At 61.3% G+C, this 14097-nt stretch carries 16 protein-coding genes and 1 tRNA gene; 9 read left to right on the plus strand and 8 right to left on the minus strand.

Annotation, left to right across the window (positions count from 1 at the left end):
- The first annotated feature begins 32 nt into the window (after positions 1-32).
- The gene (locus ACRANW_RS05140; protein WP_479433461.1) at positions 33-1130 is read left to right on the plus strand and encodes a fatty acid desaturase family protein; all 1098 of its coding nucleotides are present in this window, start codon (positions 33-35) and stop codon (positions 1128-1130) included.
- A gap of 16 nt (positions 1131-1146) precedes the next feature.
- Here the strand turns inward: ACRANW_RS05140 and ACRANW_RS05145 are convergent, their stop codons facing one another.
- From ACRANW_RS05145 to ACRANW_RS05175, 7 genes are all read right to left on the minus strand, one after another.
- Positions 1147-1659, minus strand: a complete 513-nt coding sequence (locus ACRANW_RS05145; protein ID WP_479433462.1) for a GNAT family N-acetyltransferase — start codon at positions 1657-1659, stop codon at positions 1147-1149.
- Entirely contained in the window at positions 1656-2759 is a 1104-nt protein-coding gene (lptG, locus tag ACRANW_RS05150) for an LPS export ABC transporter permease LptG (protein WP_479433463.1), read from the minus strand. Before lptG ends, ACRANW_RS05145 begins: the two co-directional genes overlap by 4 nt.
- Positions 2760-2766: 7 nt before the next feature.
- Complete coding sequence (locus tag ACRANW_RS05155) at positions 2767-4017, minus strand: LptF/LptG family permease (RefSeq protein WP_479433464.1); 1251 nt, start codon at positions 4015-4017, stop codon at positions 2767-2769.
- 94 nt (positions 4018-4111) lie between these two features.
- Entirely contained in the window at positions 4112-4618 is a 507-nt protein-coding gene (locus tag ACRANW_RS05160) for a DUF427 domain-containing protein (RefSeq protein ID WP_479433465.1), read from the minus strand.
- 40 nt (positions 4619-4658) lie between these two features.
- Complete coding sequence (clpS, locus tag ACRANW_RS05165; RefSeq protein WP_479433466.1) at positions 4659-5057, minus strand: ATP-dependent Clp protease adapter ClpS; 399 nt, start codon at positions 5055-5057, stop codon at positions 4659-4661.
- Between the two features lie 210 nt (positions 5058-5267).
- The gene (locus ACRANW_RS05170) at positions 5268-6062 is read right to left on the minus strand and encodes a phasin family protein (protein WP_479433467.1); all 795 of its coding nucleotides are present in this window, start codon (positions 6060-6062) and stop codon (positions 5268-5270) included.
- Positions 6063-6241: 179 nt separating this feature from the next.
- Entirely contained in the window at positions 6242-8146 is a 1905-nt protein-coding gene (locus ACRANW_RS05175; protein WP_479433468.1) for a PHA/PHB synthase family protein, read from the minus strand.
- 172 nt (positions 8147-8318) lie between these two features.
- On the opposite strand from ACRANW_RS05175, the gene ACRANW_RS05180 reads away from it, so the two are divergent.
- The 7 genes from ACRANW_RS05180 to ACRANW_RS05210 all read left to right on the plus strand — a co-directional run bounded on the left by ACRANW_RS05180 (position 8319) and on the right by ACRANW_RS05210 (position 12891).
- Entirely contained in the window at positions 8319-9518 is a 1200-nt protein-coding gene (locus ACRANW_RS05180; RefSeq protein WP_479433469.1) for an LL-diaminopimelate aminotransferase, read from the plus strand.
- Positions 9519-9637: 119 nt separating this feature from the next.
- Positions 9638-10240, plus strand: a complete 603-nt coding sequence (locus tag ACRANW_RS05185) for a hypothetical protein (protein ID WP_479433470.1) — start codon at positions 9638-9640, stop codon at positions 10238-10240.
- A 26-nt stretch (positions 10241-10266) separates the two neighbouring features.
- A complete protein-coding gene (locus tag ACRANW_RS05190; protein ID WP_479433471.1) occupies positions 10267-10611 on the plus strand; it encodes a hypothetical protein in 345 nt (114 codons plus the stop codon).
- A complete protein-coding gene (locus tag ACRANW_RS05195; protein ID WP_479433472.1) occupies positions 10611-11120 on the plus strand; it encodes a hypothetical protein in 510 nt (169 codons plus the stop codon). Before ACRANW_RS05190 ends, ACRANW_RS05195 begins: the two co-directional genes overlap by 1 nt.
- Before the next feature lie 60 nt (positions 11121-11180).
- Complete coding sequence (locus ACRANW_RS05200) at positions 11181-11609, plus strand: JAB domain-containing protein (RefSeq protein WP_479433473.1); 429 nt, start codon at positions 11181-11183, stop codon at positions 11607-11609.
- A 5-nt stretch (positions 11610-11614) separates the two neighbouring features.
- Positions 11615-12001 (plus strand): helix-turn-helix domain-containing protein, encoded by a 387-nt coding sequence (locus ACRANW_RS05205; protein WP_479433474.1) that lies wholly within the window; start codon positions 11615-11617, stop codon positions 11999-12001.
- 71 nt (positions 12002-12072) lie between these two features.
- Positions 12073-12891 carry a crotonase/enoyl-CoA hydratase family protein gene (locus tag ACRANW_RS05210; RefSeq protein WP_479433475.1) on the plus strand — a complete coding sequence of 273 codons (819 nt, stop codon included), beginning with the start codon at positions 12073-12075 and terminating at the stop codon, positions 12889-12891.
- Positions 12892-13069: 178 nt separating this feature from the next.
- Here ACRANW_RS05210 and ACRANW_RS05215 read toward each other — a convergent pair whose 3' ends face one another.
- Complete coding sequence (locus ACRANW_RS05215) at positions 13070-13849, minus strand: acyl-CoA thioesterase (protein WP_479433476.1); 780 nt, start codon at positions 13847-13849, stop codon at positions 13070-13072.
- A gap of 152 nt (positions 13850-14001) precedes the next feature.
- Here ACRANW_RS05215 and ACRANW_RS05220 point away from each other — a divergent pair.
- Positions 14002-14075: transfer RNA gene (locus ACRANW_RS05220), tRNA-Cys, on the plus strand.
- Positions 14076-14097: the final 22 nt, after the last annotated feature.

Raw genomic sequence — 14097 nt, forward strand, 5'->3', positions numbered from 1 at the left:
TGGAGTAGGGCAGGCCCCAGGAATTGCCCATTATGACCATGCACCAGACCATTGACCCTGCTCGCACCCAAGCGGCACCGCCCGTCAAGGCAACCCGCGCCCAGTTCATGGCTGCGGATGACAAGGTGATGCTGCGCGCCGCGCGTGATCTGACCAAGGGATTGGGCGAGGCGAAGCCCGCGATTTACTGGACCGATATGCTGGTTTCGGCCGGTGTCGGCTACGGCGGGATTGCGACCGCGATCCTTTCAGTCAATCTTGCGGTGCAGATCGTGGCAGGTCTGGTGGCAGCGCTGGCAATGTACCGCGCGCTGATGTTCATCCACGAGTTGACGCACATTCACCGCGATGCCCTGCCGGGCTTCCGGACTGGCTGGAACCTGCTGGTCGGGATACCGCTGCTCACCCCCAGTTTCATGTATGAAGGCGTCCACACGATCCACCACAAGCGCACGCAATACGGCACGGTAGAAGATCCGGAATATCTGCCGCTCGCGCTGATGAAGCCGTGGAGCCTGCCGTTGTTTGTGGCGGTCGCCTTGCTGGCGCCGGTGGCCCTGCTGGTGCGGTTTGGCGTGCTCTATCCGCTGGGTCTGGTGATTCCGGCGGTGCGGACGTTCACATGGGAGCGGTTCTCGGCCCTGTCGATCAACCCGGTCTTCCGCCGCAAGGCGCCCGAGGGTGACTTTGTAGGCCGTGTGCGCTGGCAACAGGCGGGCGCAAGCCTATGGGCTGTCGCGCTGATTGGCAGCACCTTCGTTATCGGATGGAAGCCGCTTGTCATCGCTTTAGCGATCCTGTCGCTCACCGCGCTGCTGAACCAGTTGCGCACGCTTGTTGCCCACCTGTGGGAAAACGAGGGTGTGGCGATGACCGTGACCGCTCAGTTCCTTGACAGTGTGAATGTGCCTCCGCCCGGCCCGTTGGCCGAAATCTGGGCGCCGGTGGGCCTGCGGTATCACGCGCTGCATCACCTGATGCCGTCGATGCCTTATCATGATCTGCCCGAAGCGCACCGCCGTCTGGCGCGGGAGCTTGGCACAGGGTCAAGCTATGACGGGGCGAACCATCCCGGTATGTTGGTGCTGGTTGGACGGATCGCCAAGAGCACGATGGGCAAGAGAGCCTGAGCCTGCGTCCGCTTGCTCAATCGCAGAAATAGATCATGGCGCAGCGGTTGTCGGCGGGCAGGCCGTCATCCACTTCGTTCGCAAGCTCCCCCGATAGGCGCAAATGGGCGTCAAGCGCGGTGACTTCTTCAAAGCCGAGTCGGGCGTAGAACGGCGCGCTCCAACCCAGATCGCGGAAGGTGGTGAGGGTGAGCGCGCTAAAGCCGGTGTTGCGCGCGTCGATCACGGCGGCGCGAACCAGCCCTGCACCGATTCCGCGCCGCTGAAACGCCGGTGTTACACCCATCTCCCAGATGTGCAGTTCGCGCCGGAAGGGCTCTGCCACCAGAAACCCCGCCATTGCCTCGCCGACATGGGCGACGAGGCTGTGCCCCTTACGGATCAGGCGAGCATAGTCGGCGCTCACGCGGGTCGATTCCGGGGCGATGGCGGGCTCATCGGCAAAGGCAATCGCAGCGGCGCGCTTGATCCCCGGCATCGCTTCGGCATCCGGCAGACGTGCAAGACGAAGCGACCATTGGCCCTTCATTCCTCGGTCCGGATCAGCACGGTTTCACCTAACAGCAAGAACAGCAGGAACGGCGCCCACGCGGCTAGGAAAGGCGGATACCCGCCAAAGCTGCCCATCGCCAACGCAGCATTGTCGACCACGAAGTAGGCAAATCCCAACGCCATGCCGATGACGGCGCGCACGAACAATTGCCCCGATCGCGCCAGCCCGAAGGCAGCGATCGAGCCGAGCAGTGGCATCAGCAGGGCAGACAAGGGGCCTGACACGCGGTGCCACCATTTGGCGCGCATCTCATCGGTGTTGCGGCCGGCGGCGGCGTAGGTATCAATGCTGTCGCTCAGCTCCCAGAAACTTTGTGCATCGGGATCGAAGGATTGCAGCATGATCCCTTCTGGCGTCAGGCCTTCGCCGACGATCAGCGTGGCGGGGCGTTCAGTGATGGCCCCGGCAACATCGAAGCGCACGGGGCTTTCCAATGTCCAGCCGGGCGCGGCGAAGGTGGCCCGCGGGCTGCGCACCTGTTCGCGGATGATCCCGCCGGGCGCGCGGGCGTACCATGTCACGCCGAACAGCTCGATGTCCCGGCCTGTTCCGATCAGCGTCGCGGCTGTCAGGATATTATCGCCATCGGTGAGGTAGACGCTGGATCGTACACCGCCGCTTGTCGCAGGGGGGATCGGGCCGAACTCCGCAGCCTCCCATGCCTTGAGCGTCGCGTTGGCGCGGGTCACCACGCTTTCATTGAAGGCGAAGCTGCCGACAGCAATCACCGCTGCCGTCAACAGCAACGGGGCAAGCACCTGATGCGCGCTGAGGCCTGCGGCTTTCATGGCCACCACCTCGCTGTTCTGGTTCAGCGTCACCAGCGTGATTAACGTCGCCAGCAGCACCGAATAGGGCAGGAAGCGTGAGGCCAGTTGCGGCAGACGCAGGCCGGCATATTGCAGGATTTCGGCCTGCCCATTGCCGGGCGCGGCCAGAATATCGCCGGTTGCCGACAGCAGATCGAGCGCCACCAGCACCAGCACCAGCATGACAAGCACCGCAAGGATGCGCACCACGAACGTCTTGGCAAGATACACGGTCAGCGTGCGCGACGGGAAGAAGTCGAACTGCATGGCCCCGTTACTCTGCCGGTGCCGCTTCGGCCGCTGGCTTGCCGGCGTGCGCACGGCGGCGCCTGAACAGCCTACCGACCCCCTTCGCCAGCTTGGCAAAGACCGCCTCCAGCGCGCCGATCGCCTGCCCGCCGGGGACAAAGGCGACCCGGTAATACATCCAGAGGATCAGGCTCGCAAACAGTACGAAGGGCACCCAGAAGGCGACAATCGGATCAAGCCGACCAAGTGAGGCCACGTCCTCCCCGTATTGATTGACCTTGTGATAGGCGACCACCATCACGATGGACAGGAACACGCCAAGCGCGCTGGTGGACCGCTTGGGCGGGATCGCCAGCGCCACCGCCAGCAGCGGCATCAGAAACATCATCAGCACTTCCACCAGGCGGAAATTGAAACTGGCGACGCTCGCATCGCGTTGATCGGGCGCACCGTCGCGGTCCCAGCCCATCCGCAGCAGTTCGGGCAGGATATATTCCCGCGTCGCATCGCCGCGCGCGCGGAACTTCTCGATGGCGGGCAGATCAATCGGCAGATCGTGGCGACTGAAGCTGAGCACGCGCGGGGTCTGATCACCGTCTGCGTTCCCGCCGGTATCCTGAATGATGGTCCCTTCGGTCAACCGCAGGATGATGGTGTCGGGATTGTCGCTGGTGGACAGGAACGCGCCCTCGCGCGCGGAGATAGACAACACCTGCCCCTTGGCATTGGCGACGCGGGCGAAGATGCCGATGAGGCGGCGCCCGTCATCTTCGCTTTCTTCGATCCGCAGCGCCATGCGATCCGCGATGGTGGTGAATTCCCCCACCTTGATTGATGCGCCCAGCGCGCCCGAGCGCAGATCATATTCCATCTGTTCGTAATAATAGCGGCTGATCGGCTGGATGTAGAACACCAGCGCAATGTTAAGCGCGACCATGGCGACCGTGATCAGATAGGGCATCCGCAGCAGCCGGTTATAGGACAGGCCTACAGCGCGCATGGTATCGAGTTCGGACGATGTCGCCAGCTTGCGGAAAGCAAGCAACACGCCCAGCAGCAACCCCAGCGGGATCGCAAGGCTGGCATATTCCGGGATCAGGGCGCCCAGCATCTTGAACACCACGCCCACCGGCCCGCCTTCAACCGCGACAAAATCGAACAGGCGCAGCATCTTGTCGAGAGTCAGCAGCGACGCCGCCAGCGCGAACACGCCCAGCATCGGAACGATGACCAGCCGCAAAATGTAGCGGTCAATGCTGGGGATCAGGTTGAACAAGAGAGGCTTTCCGTCGATTGCAACACGGCCATAGCGCCGTCGCGCGGCGGCGTCATGCCCCCAATGCGGCAGGCCGCGAGCCGAATAGGCCGATTTACCAGAAACGGCTGCCAGGAATGCCCTTGAATGGGCCCGCTTCACGCGAAGTGATCCAGCCGCCATAAAAGCCGCCGGGCTGAGGCGTGATCTGTTCGCCATCGACGAGGACATGTTCGAACGGCTGCGCGTAAAAGGCGATGTGATTCTTTATCCCGGCAAAAGCGGGCGTGGGCGAAGGATAGCTCCAGGCGGCAGCGGCAATCGCGGAGTCACCGATGACCACGTCCCAATAGACCGCCTGACCTTTCCATTCGCAGATCGAGCGCGCCGGATTGGGCACAAGATGCGCCATCGCAATATCGGACTGAGGGATATAGTAGGTCGGTGGGTGACTGGTTTCGAGCGTGCGCCAAGCGTCGCGTGTGTCGACCAACGCAATGCCGGCATGGATAATCCGGATCTGGCGGGCTGCTGGCTCAACGATCGGAGGGCGGGGATAATCCCACACGCTTTCCTGACCTGGGGCGACGGTATCGGGTTTGGGGTGATGCGGCTGACGCATCAACGCACGCCCAGTCTTTGCCGAGACGCGCTGTTCCCCGTCACGCCTTTTCCAGCGTGCATTGCAGCGGATGCTGGTTCTGGCGGGCGAAATCCATCACCTGGTTGACCTTGGTTTCAGCCACTTCGTAAGTGAAGATTCCGCAAACGCCGACACCGCGTTGATGCACGTGCAGCATAACGCGGGTGGCCTGTTCCAGGTCCATGCTGAAGAACCGCTTCAGGACGAGCACCACGAATTCCATCGGCGTATAATCGTCGTTAAGCATCAGCACCTTGTACTGGCTGGGCTTCTTCGGCTTGGCGCGGGTCTTGGTGGCGATGCCGACCTGGCCCTGACCATCCCCATCCTTACCGTCCTTGTCATCTTCAGCGCGCACGCTGATGGTCAGCCGGACATCCGGCGCGGCGAGGGCGGGCAGACAAGGGAGCGGCGGCATTGGCATGAGCCTTCTTTATGGGAACCGCGCCGGTAATCGCAAGCGCTTGATGCGATTCTCTTTCCGGACCATTGGTAGCGCGCGGCGTATCCCGCGCCGGAACGAAAAAGGGCCGAACAAGCGATGCTTGCTCGGCCCGCGCTTTTCAGCGCTCTTTCGTGAACCGGGTTGGGAGAGAGAGGAGAGAGGCCCGGTTCAGAAACGTTTTGCTTATGCAGCCGTCTTGATCTTCTCGGCGGCAACGCTGACGCGGTTCGAGATCGGTGCGAAGGCTTCGTTGTAAAGCTTCACCCAGGCTTCAGTGCGCTTCGAGCCGTAGGAAACCATCGCATCAAAGTTGCGACGAACGATTTCGTTCTGCAGCTGCATCAGTTCGGTCGGCGACTTGACGGCGGCGACCTTCTTGGCGTCCTGCGTCACGGTTTCGATCACAGTCTTGCCGGTTTCGACGTTGTCCTTGAGCAGTTCCTGCGCGCCGGTGAAGAAGATCTTGCCGCTTTCAACAACCGCTTCGACGTTCGCCTTGGTAAACTCGGTCGCTTCTGACGCGAGTTCGGTGCCCTTGGCGGCAGCAGTCTTGGCGCGGGTCTGGACGTCGGCGATGACGTTCTTGGTGGTGGCGGTGATGTCGGTGTTCTTGGCAGTGGCCATGATGGTATCCTTCAGCTTGATGACGGGATTGGTCTTGGGTGCGGCGGTGGGCTTGCCCGTTTTGGCGGCAGCTTTTCGGGCCAACACCGGCTTCTTCGCAGCAGTCTTTGCAGCGCCCACCTTCTTGGCGGGCTTGGCAACAGGCTTCTTGGCACTGGCCGCTGTCTTTGCGGCTGGCGCCGTCTTGGCTGCGATGATCGCCTTCGGAGAAGAAGCCGTCGTCACATCCTCGGAAGCGGGGGCCTTCGTCTGTGCCGGAACAGCATCCGCCTTTGGCGCTTCAATCACCTTGGCGGCTGCTTGCGCAATCGCCTTTTCGGCAGCCGCATCGATCTTGGAGATCGGGGGCTTCATTGGGACTGCATTGGTTTCGGTTTCGGGCATGATGACCTCGCTTCATGTTGCACTGCACAAAATAGTGAATGCGGATGCGAAGTCAAGCATTTTTGTGCGCTGCACCATAATGATGAAGTTGCCCGAAAATTAGAGGCTTGGCGCTGGCGCTGAAATCCCCTTGCTGAAGATGCACGTGATCATCGCGTCTTCACATATCCTCCCGGTGCGTCTTCGATCACCGTGTCACCCTTGCCGCCGGGCGCGCGCTTGCCGGTGGCGGGAACGCGGGCTTCAGATTGGCGCTGGAGCCACTCCAGCCAATGCGGCCACCAGCTGCCCGGATGTTCGACTGCGCTTTCGACAAAGGCCTTCAGCGACGGTGCGGCGCTGTCGCCAACCCAGTACTGGTACTTGCCCGCCGCAGGGGGGTTGACCACGCCCGCGATATGGCCGGAGCCGGCCAGCAGGAACTCTATCGGTCCGGCAAAATGTCGCGTGATCCGCCATACGCTTTCCGCCGGCGCAATGTGATCTTCGCGCCCTGCCTGCACGAAGCTGGGCGTAGTGACCTTGGTCAAGTCGATCGGCGTCCCATCCGCTTCCATCGCATCAGGCACCACCAACTTGTTGTCACGGTAGAGATCGCGCAGATAGGCATTGTGCCATTTGGAGGGCAGGTTGGTGACATCGCCGTTCCAGTGCAGCAGATCGAAGGCGGGGTAATCCTCACCCATCATGTAGTTGTTGACGACATAGTTCCAGATCAAATCGCGCCCACGCAGCGCGTTAAAAGCCGCTGCCAGATAGCGCCCGTCAAGATAGCCGTGGGGTGATAGCTGGCCGATCATCTCCATCTGGCCATCATCGATGAAGTTCTTGAGATCGCCGCTCTTCTCGAAATCGACTTGGGCAGTAAAGAAGGTCGCGCTTTTGACCTTGTCTGCCTCGCCCCGGCGGCTCAGGATCGCGAGCGTTGCGGCCAACGTGGTGCCGGCCACACAGTAACCGATGGTGTGTACCGCAGGCACATCGAGCCGCGCACGGACGTGGTCGATGGCTTCCATCTGAGCGCGGATGTAATCGTCCCACACCACATCGCGCATGGTTTCGTCAGCCGATTTCCAGCTGACCACGAACACGGTGAGCCCCTGATCCACCGCCCACTTGATGAAACTCTTCTTGGGTGTGAGATCGAGGATGTAGAAGCGGTTGATCCATGGCGGAAAGATGAGCAGCGGTACGTCGAGCACCTCCTCGGTCGAAGGGCTGTACTGGATCAGCTGAAACAGCGGCGTCTCGTGCACCACCTTGCCCGGTGTTGCAGCGAGGTTTTCGCCCAGCTTGAACGCGTCGGGATCCGTGTGGGTCAGCTGACCGCGCTTCAAGTCGTTGATGAGATGCTGCATCCCACGTACGAGATTGGCCCCGCGGCTTTCGATTGTGCGCTTCATCACCACCGGATTGAGGCTGATGAAATTGTCCGGGCTCATCGCTTCGGCAAGGGCCGAAACGGCAAATTCCAGCTGCTGGCGCTTGGCCCGGTCGAGACCGTCCATCTGCCGCACGCTTGAACGGAAATAGTCCGCTAGCATCAGATAGGTTTGATGCAGCAACACAAACGCCGGATGTTCGCGCCAGGCCGGGTCGGCAAAGCGGCGGTCGCTTTTTGGCAGGGCGGCGGCGTCGGGCGCTTCGGCTAGCTTGCCGCCGGTCGCACCTGCAGCAAAGCTCTGCATCACACCCGACCACAATTGCATCTGGTCTTGCGCCATCTTGGCCGAGGCTTCGACAATGCCTTTGGGCATTTGTCCAAGCATCGACTGCGAGATGACCAGCCAATGCGCCGGGTCCAGCATGTTGGTGCCCTTGGCCGCCTTTTCGGCGGCGGCCTGTGCCTGATGGGTCGCAAAGTCGAACCACAATTGCTGAAGCTGCGTTGCGGTTGCCGCCCATTCGGACACTTCGCCAGCGTCCATACTCTTTATCGGCAGCGATTCGAAACCCTTGCCGGACAGCATTTCGCGCATGGCGTCACCCTGCATGGTGAAGAAGCCCTTCAGACCCTCGCCCGCTGCCACCGTAAGGTCGGTATCCTGTGCCATTGCGTCAAACTATCCCTTTGCTACCGCACTGTCATACCAGCGTCGGCAACCGGGCCAAGCCGCAATTGCCGAAAACGCCTTCCCACAATCCGCAGGTTTAGCCTAGGAAGACAGCGCGGCGGTATGATCGGGCCAGTTGAAGACCCCGCACGAAACAAGGTGATGACAGACGATGAATGACCAATTCTACCGTATGAAGCGCATGCCGCCCTATGTCATCGCCGAAGTCAACGCCATGCGCCATGCCGCAAGACTGGCGGGGCAGGACATCATTGATCTGGGTATGGGCAACCCTGACCAGCCCCCGCCCAAGCACGTCATCGACAAGCTGTGCGAAGTGGCGGCAAAGCCCGATGCACATGGCTATTCGCAGTCCAAGGGCATCCCCGGTCTGCGCCGCGCACAGGCAGGCTATTATGCGCGCCGTTTTGGTGTCGATCTTGATCCCGACAGCGAAGTGGTGGTGACGATGGGATCGAAGGAGGGGCTCTCCAGCCTCGCCACAGCGATCATCGCTCCGGGTGACGTCGTACTGGCGCCTAACCCGTCCTACCCGATCCACACCTTCGGCTTCATCATTGCCGGCGCCACGATCCGGTCAGTGCCGGCAACGCCGGATGATTATTACTGGGAATCGCTGGAGCGGGCGATGAACTACACCGTCCCGCGCCCGAGCGTGCTGGTGGTGAGTTACCCTTCCAATCCTACCTCGGAAATCGTAGACCTGGCGTTCTACGAACGATTGGTGGCCTGGGCGAAAGACAATCAGGTTTGGGTCGTCAGCGATCTGGCCTATTCTGAGCTCTATTTCGACGGCAAGCCGACGCCATCGATCATGCAGGTGCCCGGCGCGAAGGACGTGGCCGTCGAATTCACATCGATGTCCAAGACCTATTCGATGGCCGGTTGGCGGATGGGCTTCGCGGTCGGCAACAAGCAGCTGATCGCAGCGCTGACGCGGGTGAAGTCCTATCTTGATTATGGTGCCTTCACGCCGGTGCAGGCGGCGGCCTGCGCGGCGCTGAACGGGCCGCAGGACATCGTGGATGCCAACCGCGCGTTGTATCACAAGCGCCGTGACGTGATGGTTGAAGCGTTTGGACGCGCTGGCTGGGACATTCCTGCGCCGCCCGCTTCAATGTTTGCTTGGGCACCTTTGCCGCCTGCGCTGAAGAGTATGGGCAGTCTCGAATTCTCCAAGCAACTCCTGACCGAGGCGCAGGTCGCTGTTGCACCTGGTGTGGGTTACGGCGAAAACGGCGAGGGTTTCGTGCGCATCGCGATGGTCGAAAACGAACAGCGGCTCAGGCAGGCCGCCCGCAACATCAAGCGTTATCTCCAGTCCAAGGGCATCAACAGCTCAGCTGCCTGACGGCCCTGTCTTGATGTGATTCGACGGGCGGAAATGCTTACTCGTCCAAAATGGGAGCAATCTTGTCCAATTTGCGTTAGTCATGTTGTAGTTCCGCAGGGGCACTAGGGGAGAAAGACATGACGTCCGGAGCCGCACGGCGGCTGACCGACAGACAGCGTGCCGTGATGGAGCGCATTGATCGGAGGGTGCCAATCAAGGTGATTGCCCAGGATCTCGGCGTGTCCGAAACCCGCATCAATCAGCATATTCGTGCGCTTAAGAACCTGTACGAAGCGGGAAGCCTGGGGGAGCTTGTCGAAAATTACCGTGCGACTTTAAGCGTCGAAATGATTGATATTTTAGACGAAATAGATCTGAGCGGTTCTGCGGGTACAGGTTTGCATAAGCCCTTGAGTGAAGCTGCATACAGAAATTCGCAGATTAGCCAGGCGCCTGTTCTGGCCGAATTGCGGCGGCAGGATGATCCGGGACACCTTGTTCTTAGCGATTCGATGCCTCTGTTCCAGCAGGCGCCGTGGCTGAGCCAAGGTGAACCAAAGGTTGTCCCGGGAGTGCTCGATGGGGAGCATGCCGCCCTGCTTCGCTTGGGGGCGATCGTCGGAATTGCATCGGGCATTTTGGCCGCTGTAATTCTTGCGGGACTGGCCGCAAAGACGCTCAGCGAAGCAACCGACGGCAAGGCGACCTACTCCGCGGAAATTGGGGCCGAGGCCGGGTGAGCGCCGGGTTCGCTGGAGAAAAATTGATGGAAAATCGTATCTTCACTGACGCGCACAATCTCAAGAAACTGATCCGTGAAGCCGAAGCGCTTGCCGATGAATCAATCATCGCCATGGCGCGGCTCAAGCAGGCCATGCTCGCCGCGCGGCAAAACCCGCTGATCGAGGTCCATACCGGACAGCGCGCACTGGTTCGGCTGACCGAGGCGGAAAGCCAGGCGCTGGCGATGTCGTCCAATCTGCTCAGAGTGCATGATGAATTGAGCAAGGTCGCGCGCGTTCATGCGGCGGGTGATACCGGAATGCCCACCAAAATTCCCGATGCGGAACTCAATGCGGTTCCCGCCATCGCCGAGCGTATGCAGGCCTGATGCTGGGCGACATCGTCGAATTCTTCAACCTGTACCGGGCCACCACTCAACATATCGTCGCCATCCTTCTGGCAGGCGCGATCTGGCGACGGGGCGGTGGCCCGGAGCGCTGGCTGATCGGATCCTTCCTGGCAACGATGGTGATCCCGATCTATGTGATCCGATGGCTGAGCCTAGGGTCTGTCGAAGTCGCGACCTATTGGTCGATGGCGTTTGCAGTCGATGTGATTGCGGCCTCGCTGTTTACGGCCATCGCACTGCAGGCGAACCGCAATTACCCGCTGTGGATCGCCGGGTTCCAGTTTGTCGCTTTGGGGGGGCATCTGGCGGAAACGATGTTTGACGGCATATCGCCGCTGGCCTTGGCGATCATGGTGATCGGGCCTTCCTATTGCCAGTTGTTCGCCCTGCTTGTGGGGTTTGTGCGCCATCGACAGCGTGAGCGGCGCTTCGGGGCCTATCGTGACTGGCGCCTATCCTCGCCGGGTTTGCGCTGGCTGCGGGTATAATCATCGGGGAGATTGCAGATGCCTGTTGCGACGGCGCGCGTTGGCTGGATCCCTTTTTCAATGCCGATCCCGACTTTGGCGCGGGCAGTTTCGCGTACGCGGGGGCGATTCCAGGAAGAGCGCGCGGGCGCCATGGTTGCCTATTTGCGCGATGTGATCCTGGCCTCTCCGGTAACGCATGAGCGCGCTCATGCGGTGTTTGTGGACGGTGAGGGCTGCTGGCGCGGCGATGCACCCTGTGGGGTTGGAACCATGAGCGCGCTGACCGTGCGGATGCGGAGCTTGCTGGGTGAGGCGCTACGCCGCGATGCGGCGGGCATGATTTTGGCGCATAGCCACCCGTCGGGCCATTGCCGACCGAGCGGCTGCGACATCGCGGCCACGCGCCGGCTTAACGATGTGGCCTGCGCGCTGGATATCGTGCTGATCGACCATCTGATCTTTACCACTGATGAGACCTATTCGATGCGAGCCGGAGGGGTGCTATGAACGCGATGTCGCCCCCCCACCCATTCACCGATAATACCGTATCGACCCCGCGCTTTCGAGAGGCAGGTGATCTCACGCTTGATCTGCTTTACAGTGATGGCCGGGTCGAAGATCGCTGGCTCGCCCTGAATCGCCAGGAATTTGAGCTGTTGTGGCGGCTGGCGCAGGACCCGGGGAAGGCCCTTGCACCCGAGCAACTTGTGGCTGTGATGTGGGGCCTCGGTGTCGAACCGGACACCCCCAACCTTTCTCTGCAAATCGAAAGCTTGCGCGCCAAACTTGCGCCTTGCGGCTTTTCATGCGTCATCGCCCAAAGCCCTGATGGCCTCTACGCCCTCGATCTAACAACTGCTAGCGACCTGTCGTTGCCTCATGGTCTGCGCACCGATTAGGCGGCGCTGGACAGGAGGGGATGGATGGGTAATCTTCTTGGCTCTACCACGCATCAAAGGATTACCTCGTCATGTCCGCCAGTCCTACGACGACCGCCAATGACCGCATTGCTATCGAACTGGGCAACGATGGTGTCGCCGACGTACGCCTGACGCGCGGTGACAAGATGAATGCGCTCGATCCGGAGATGTTTCAGCGCATTATCGAGGCAGGCAGCACACTCCAGCGGATGAAGGGTCTGCGCGCCGTCGTGCTATCCGGGGAAGGCCGCGCGTTTTGCGCGGGGCTCGACTTGTCGAACTTCTCGCGCAGGCCCGCTGAGGACGAACCAAGCCTCACCGAGCGCACCTATGGAAACGCCAACAAGTTTCAGCAGGTGTCGATGCAATGGCGAAAGCTGCCCGTGCCCGTGATTGCTGCGCTGCATGGCGTATGCTTTGGCGGCGGACTGGCGATTGCCAGCGGCGCGGATATCCGCATCGCGCACCCGGAAACCCGCATGTCGATCATGGAACTACGCTGGGGCCTGGTCCCTGACATGGGCGGCTATGCCCTGTGGCGGGGGCTGGTGCGCGATGACGTGCTGCGCGAGCTAATCTACACCAACCGCGAATTCACTGGAGCCGAAGCCCAGACGCTCGGCCTTGCGACTTACGTGGACGAAAATCCTCGCGATCGGGCCTTTGCCATCGCTCGCCAGATTGCCAGTAAGAACCCCCACGCAATCCGCGCTGCCAAGCGCCTTCAGGCCGGAATGCTGGAGCGCGAAACCGATGCGATCCTGCTCGAAGAAAGCATCGAGCAGCACGGCATCATGCGCAGCCGCAATCAGGTGGAAGCGGTGATGGCCGAAATGGAGCGGCGCACGCCCAAATTCGAGGACATTTAGGATGGCTGCGACCACTCGCTTGCAGACGCGCGGCAATGGTCACGGGACGCCGGCTTTTTTCATGAGCACACACCGCTAATTTCGGCCTTTGTACGGGCAGTGACAGGTACGTTTAGCCGGCGCAGATAAACGCGGTCAGCCAAATGCTTCCGCCATATGACCGCCTCGCGGTCTGCCGTTAGCCAAACACCGCCACGCATTGAATGCCGTCAAGCACCTGACGGCCATCGGCGTCCCACATCCGCAGCCGCTCCGAAGAATAGCCTGCCGCCGCATGCTGGCTCGCGTTCTCGGCTAGATACCAGCCATCGCGTGAACGGCTTTCCGGGTCGAGCACGTTGAACGACCAGTTGATCGAGCTGATCGGGCCTTTGCGTTGCATCACGCGCATTGCGCCCGGCGGCATCACATCGCCCATCAGTACCAGGCGGGACACCGGATCCAGATCATGAGCCTCGGTCAGCCGCGCCCAGCGCCGGATCGTCGCCCCTACGTCCGCGCCTTTGGCCTGACCGCGGCGCAATTCGAAATTGCTTTGGATGAATTGCGGAGCGAATTGGTGCGTTGCCACCTCGTGATCCTCGGGCGGTCCGGGCCAGTCTTCGGGCTGCGCCGGTGCTTGCTCTGCGTTGGTCTCGCGTCCTTCGGCAAACAGCCAGAACGCGCTCAGGGCGATTTTGCCATCGCTTATGATTTCGCTGCGGACCTGGGTGACATTGCGCCCTTGGCGGATGATCTCGGCGGTCATCGTAATTTTTTCGCCCACCGGCGCGACAAAGGCGACTTGGCCTGCGCGCAGAGGGGGCAGCCCGGTGAAGGCGCGTGTTGCCATGGTGTAAGCCACCAGCGCCGACGCGCCGCCGTACAGCGTTCGGCCTTGCATCCAGTCAGCGGCGTGGGCGAGGTGGATCGGTCCGGGCTGGCCGGTGACGGGTTCGAGCAGGCTGGCAATAGTCATACGCAAATCTTTGCCGCGAGATGAGCGCGGGGTCCAGACCGACGTTGCGTAAAGCAGGTCACCCCAAGCGCGCGGCAGAAACATGCATTGCAAAGTTGCCCCCGAATCGCTAATCCGCCGCTTCCTTGAGAGGCGTAGGCTTCCCTAGGCTCGGCCCGATGGCGGAGTGGTTACGTAGAGGACTGCAAATCCTCGCACGCCGGTTCGATTCCGGCTCGGGCCTCCACCTTTGCATTTGCGCGAGCGTG

Source organism: Erythrobacter sp. 'gip.4 top 5', from assembly GCF_056495765.1.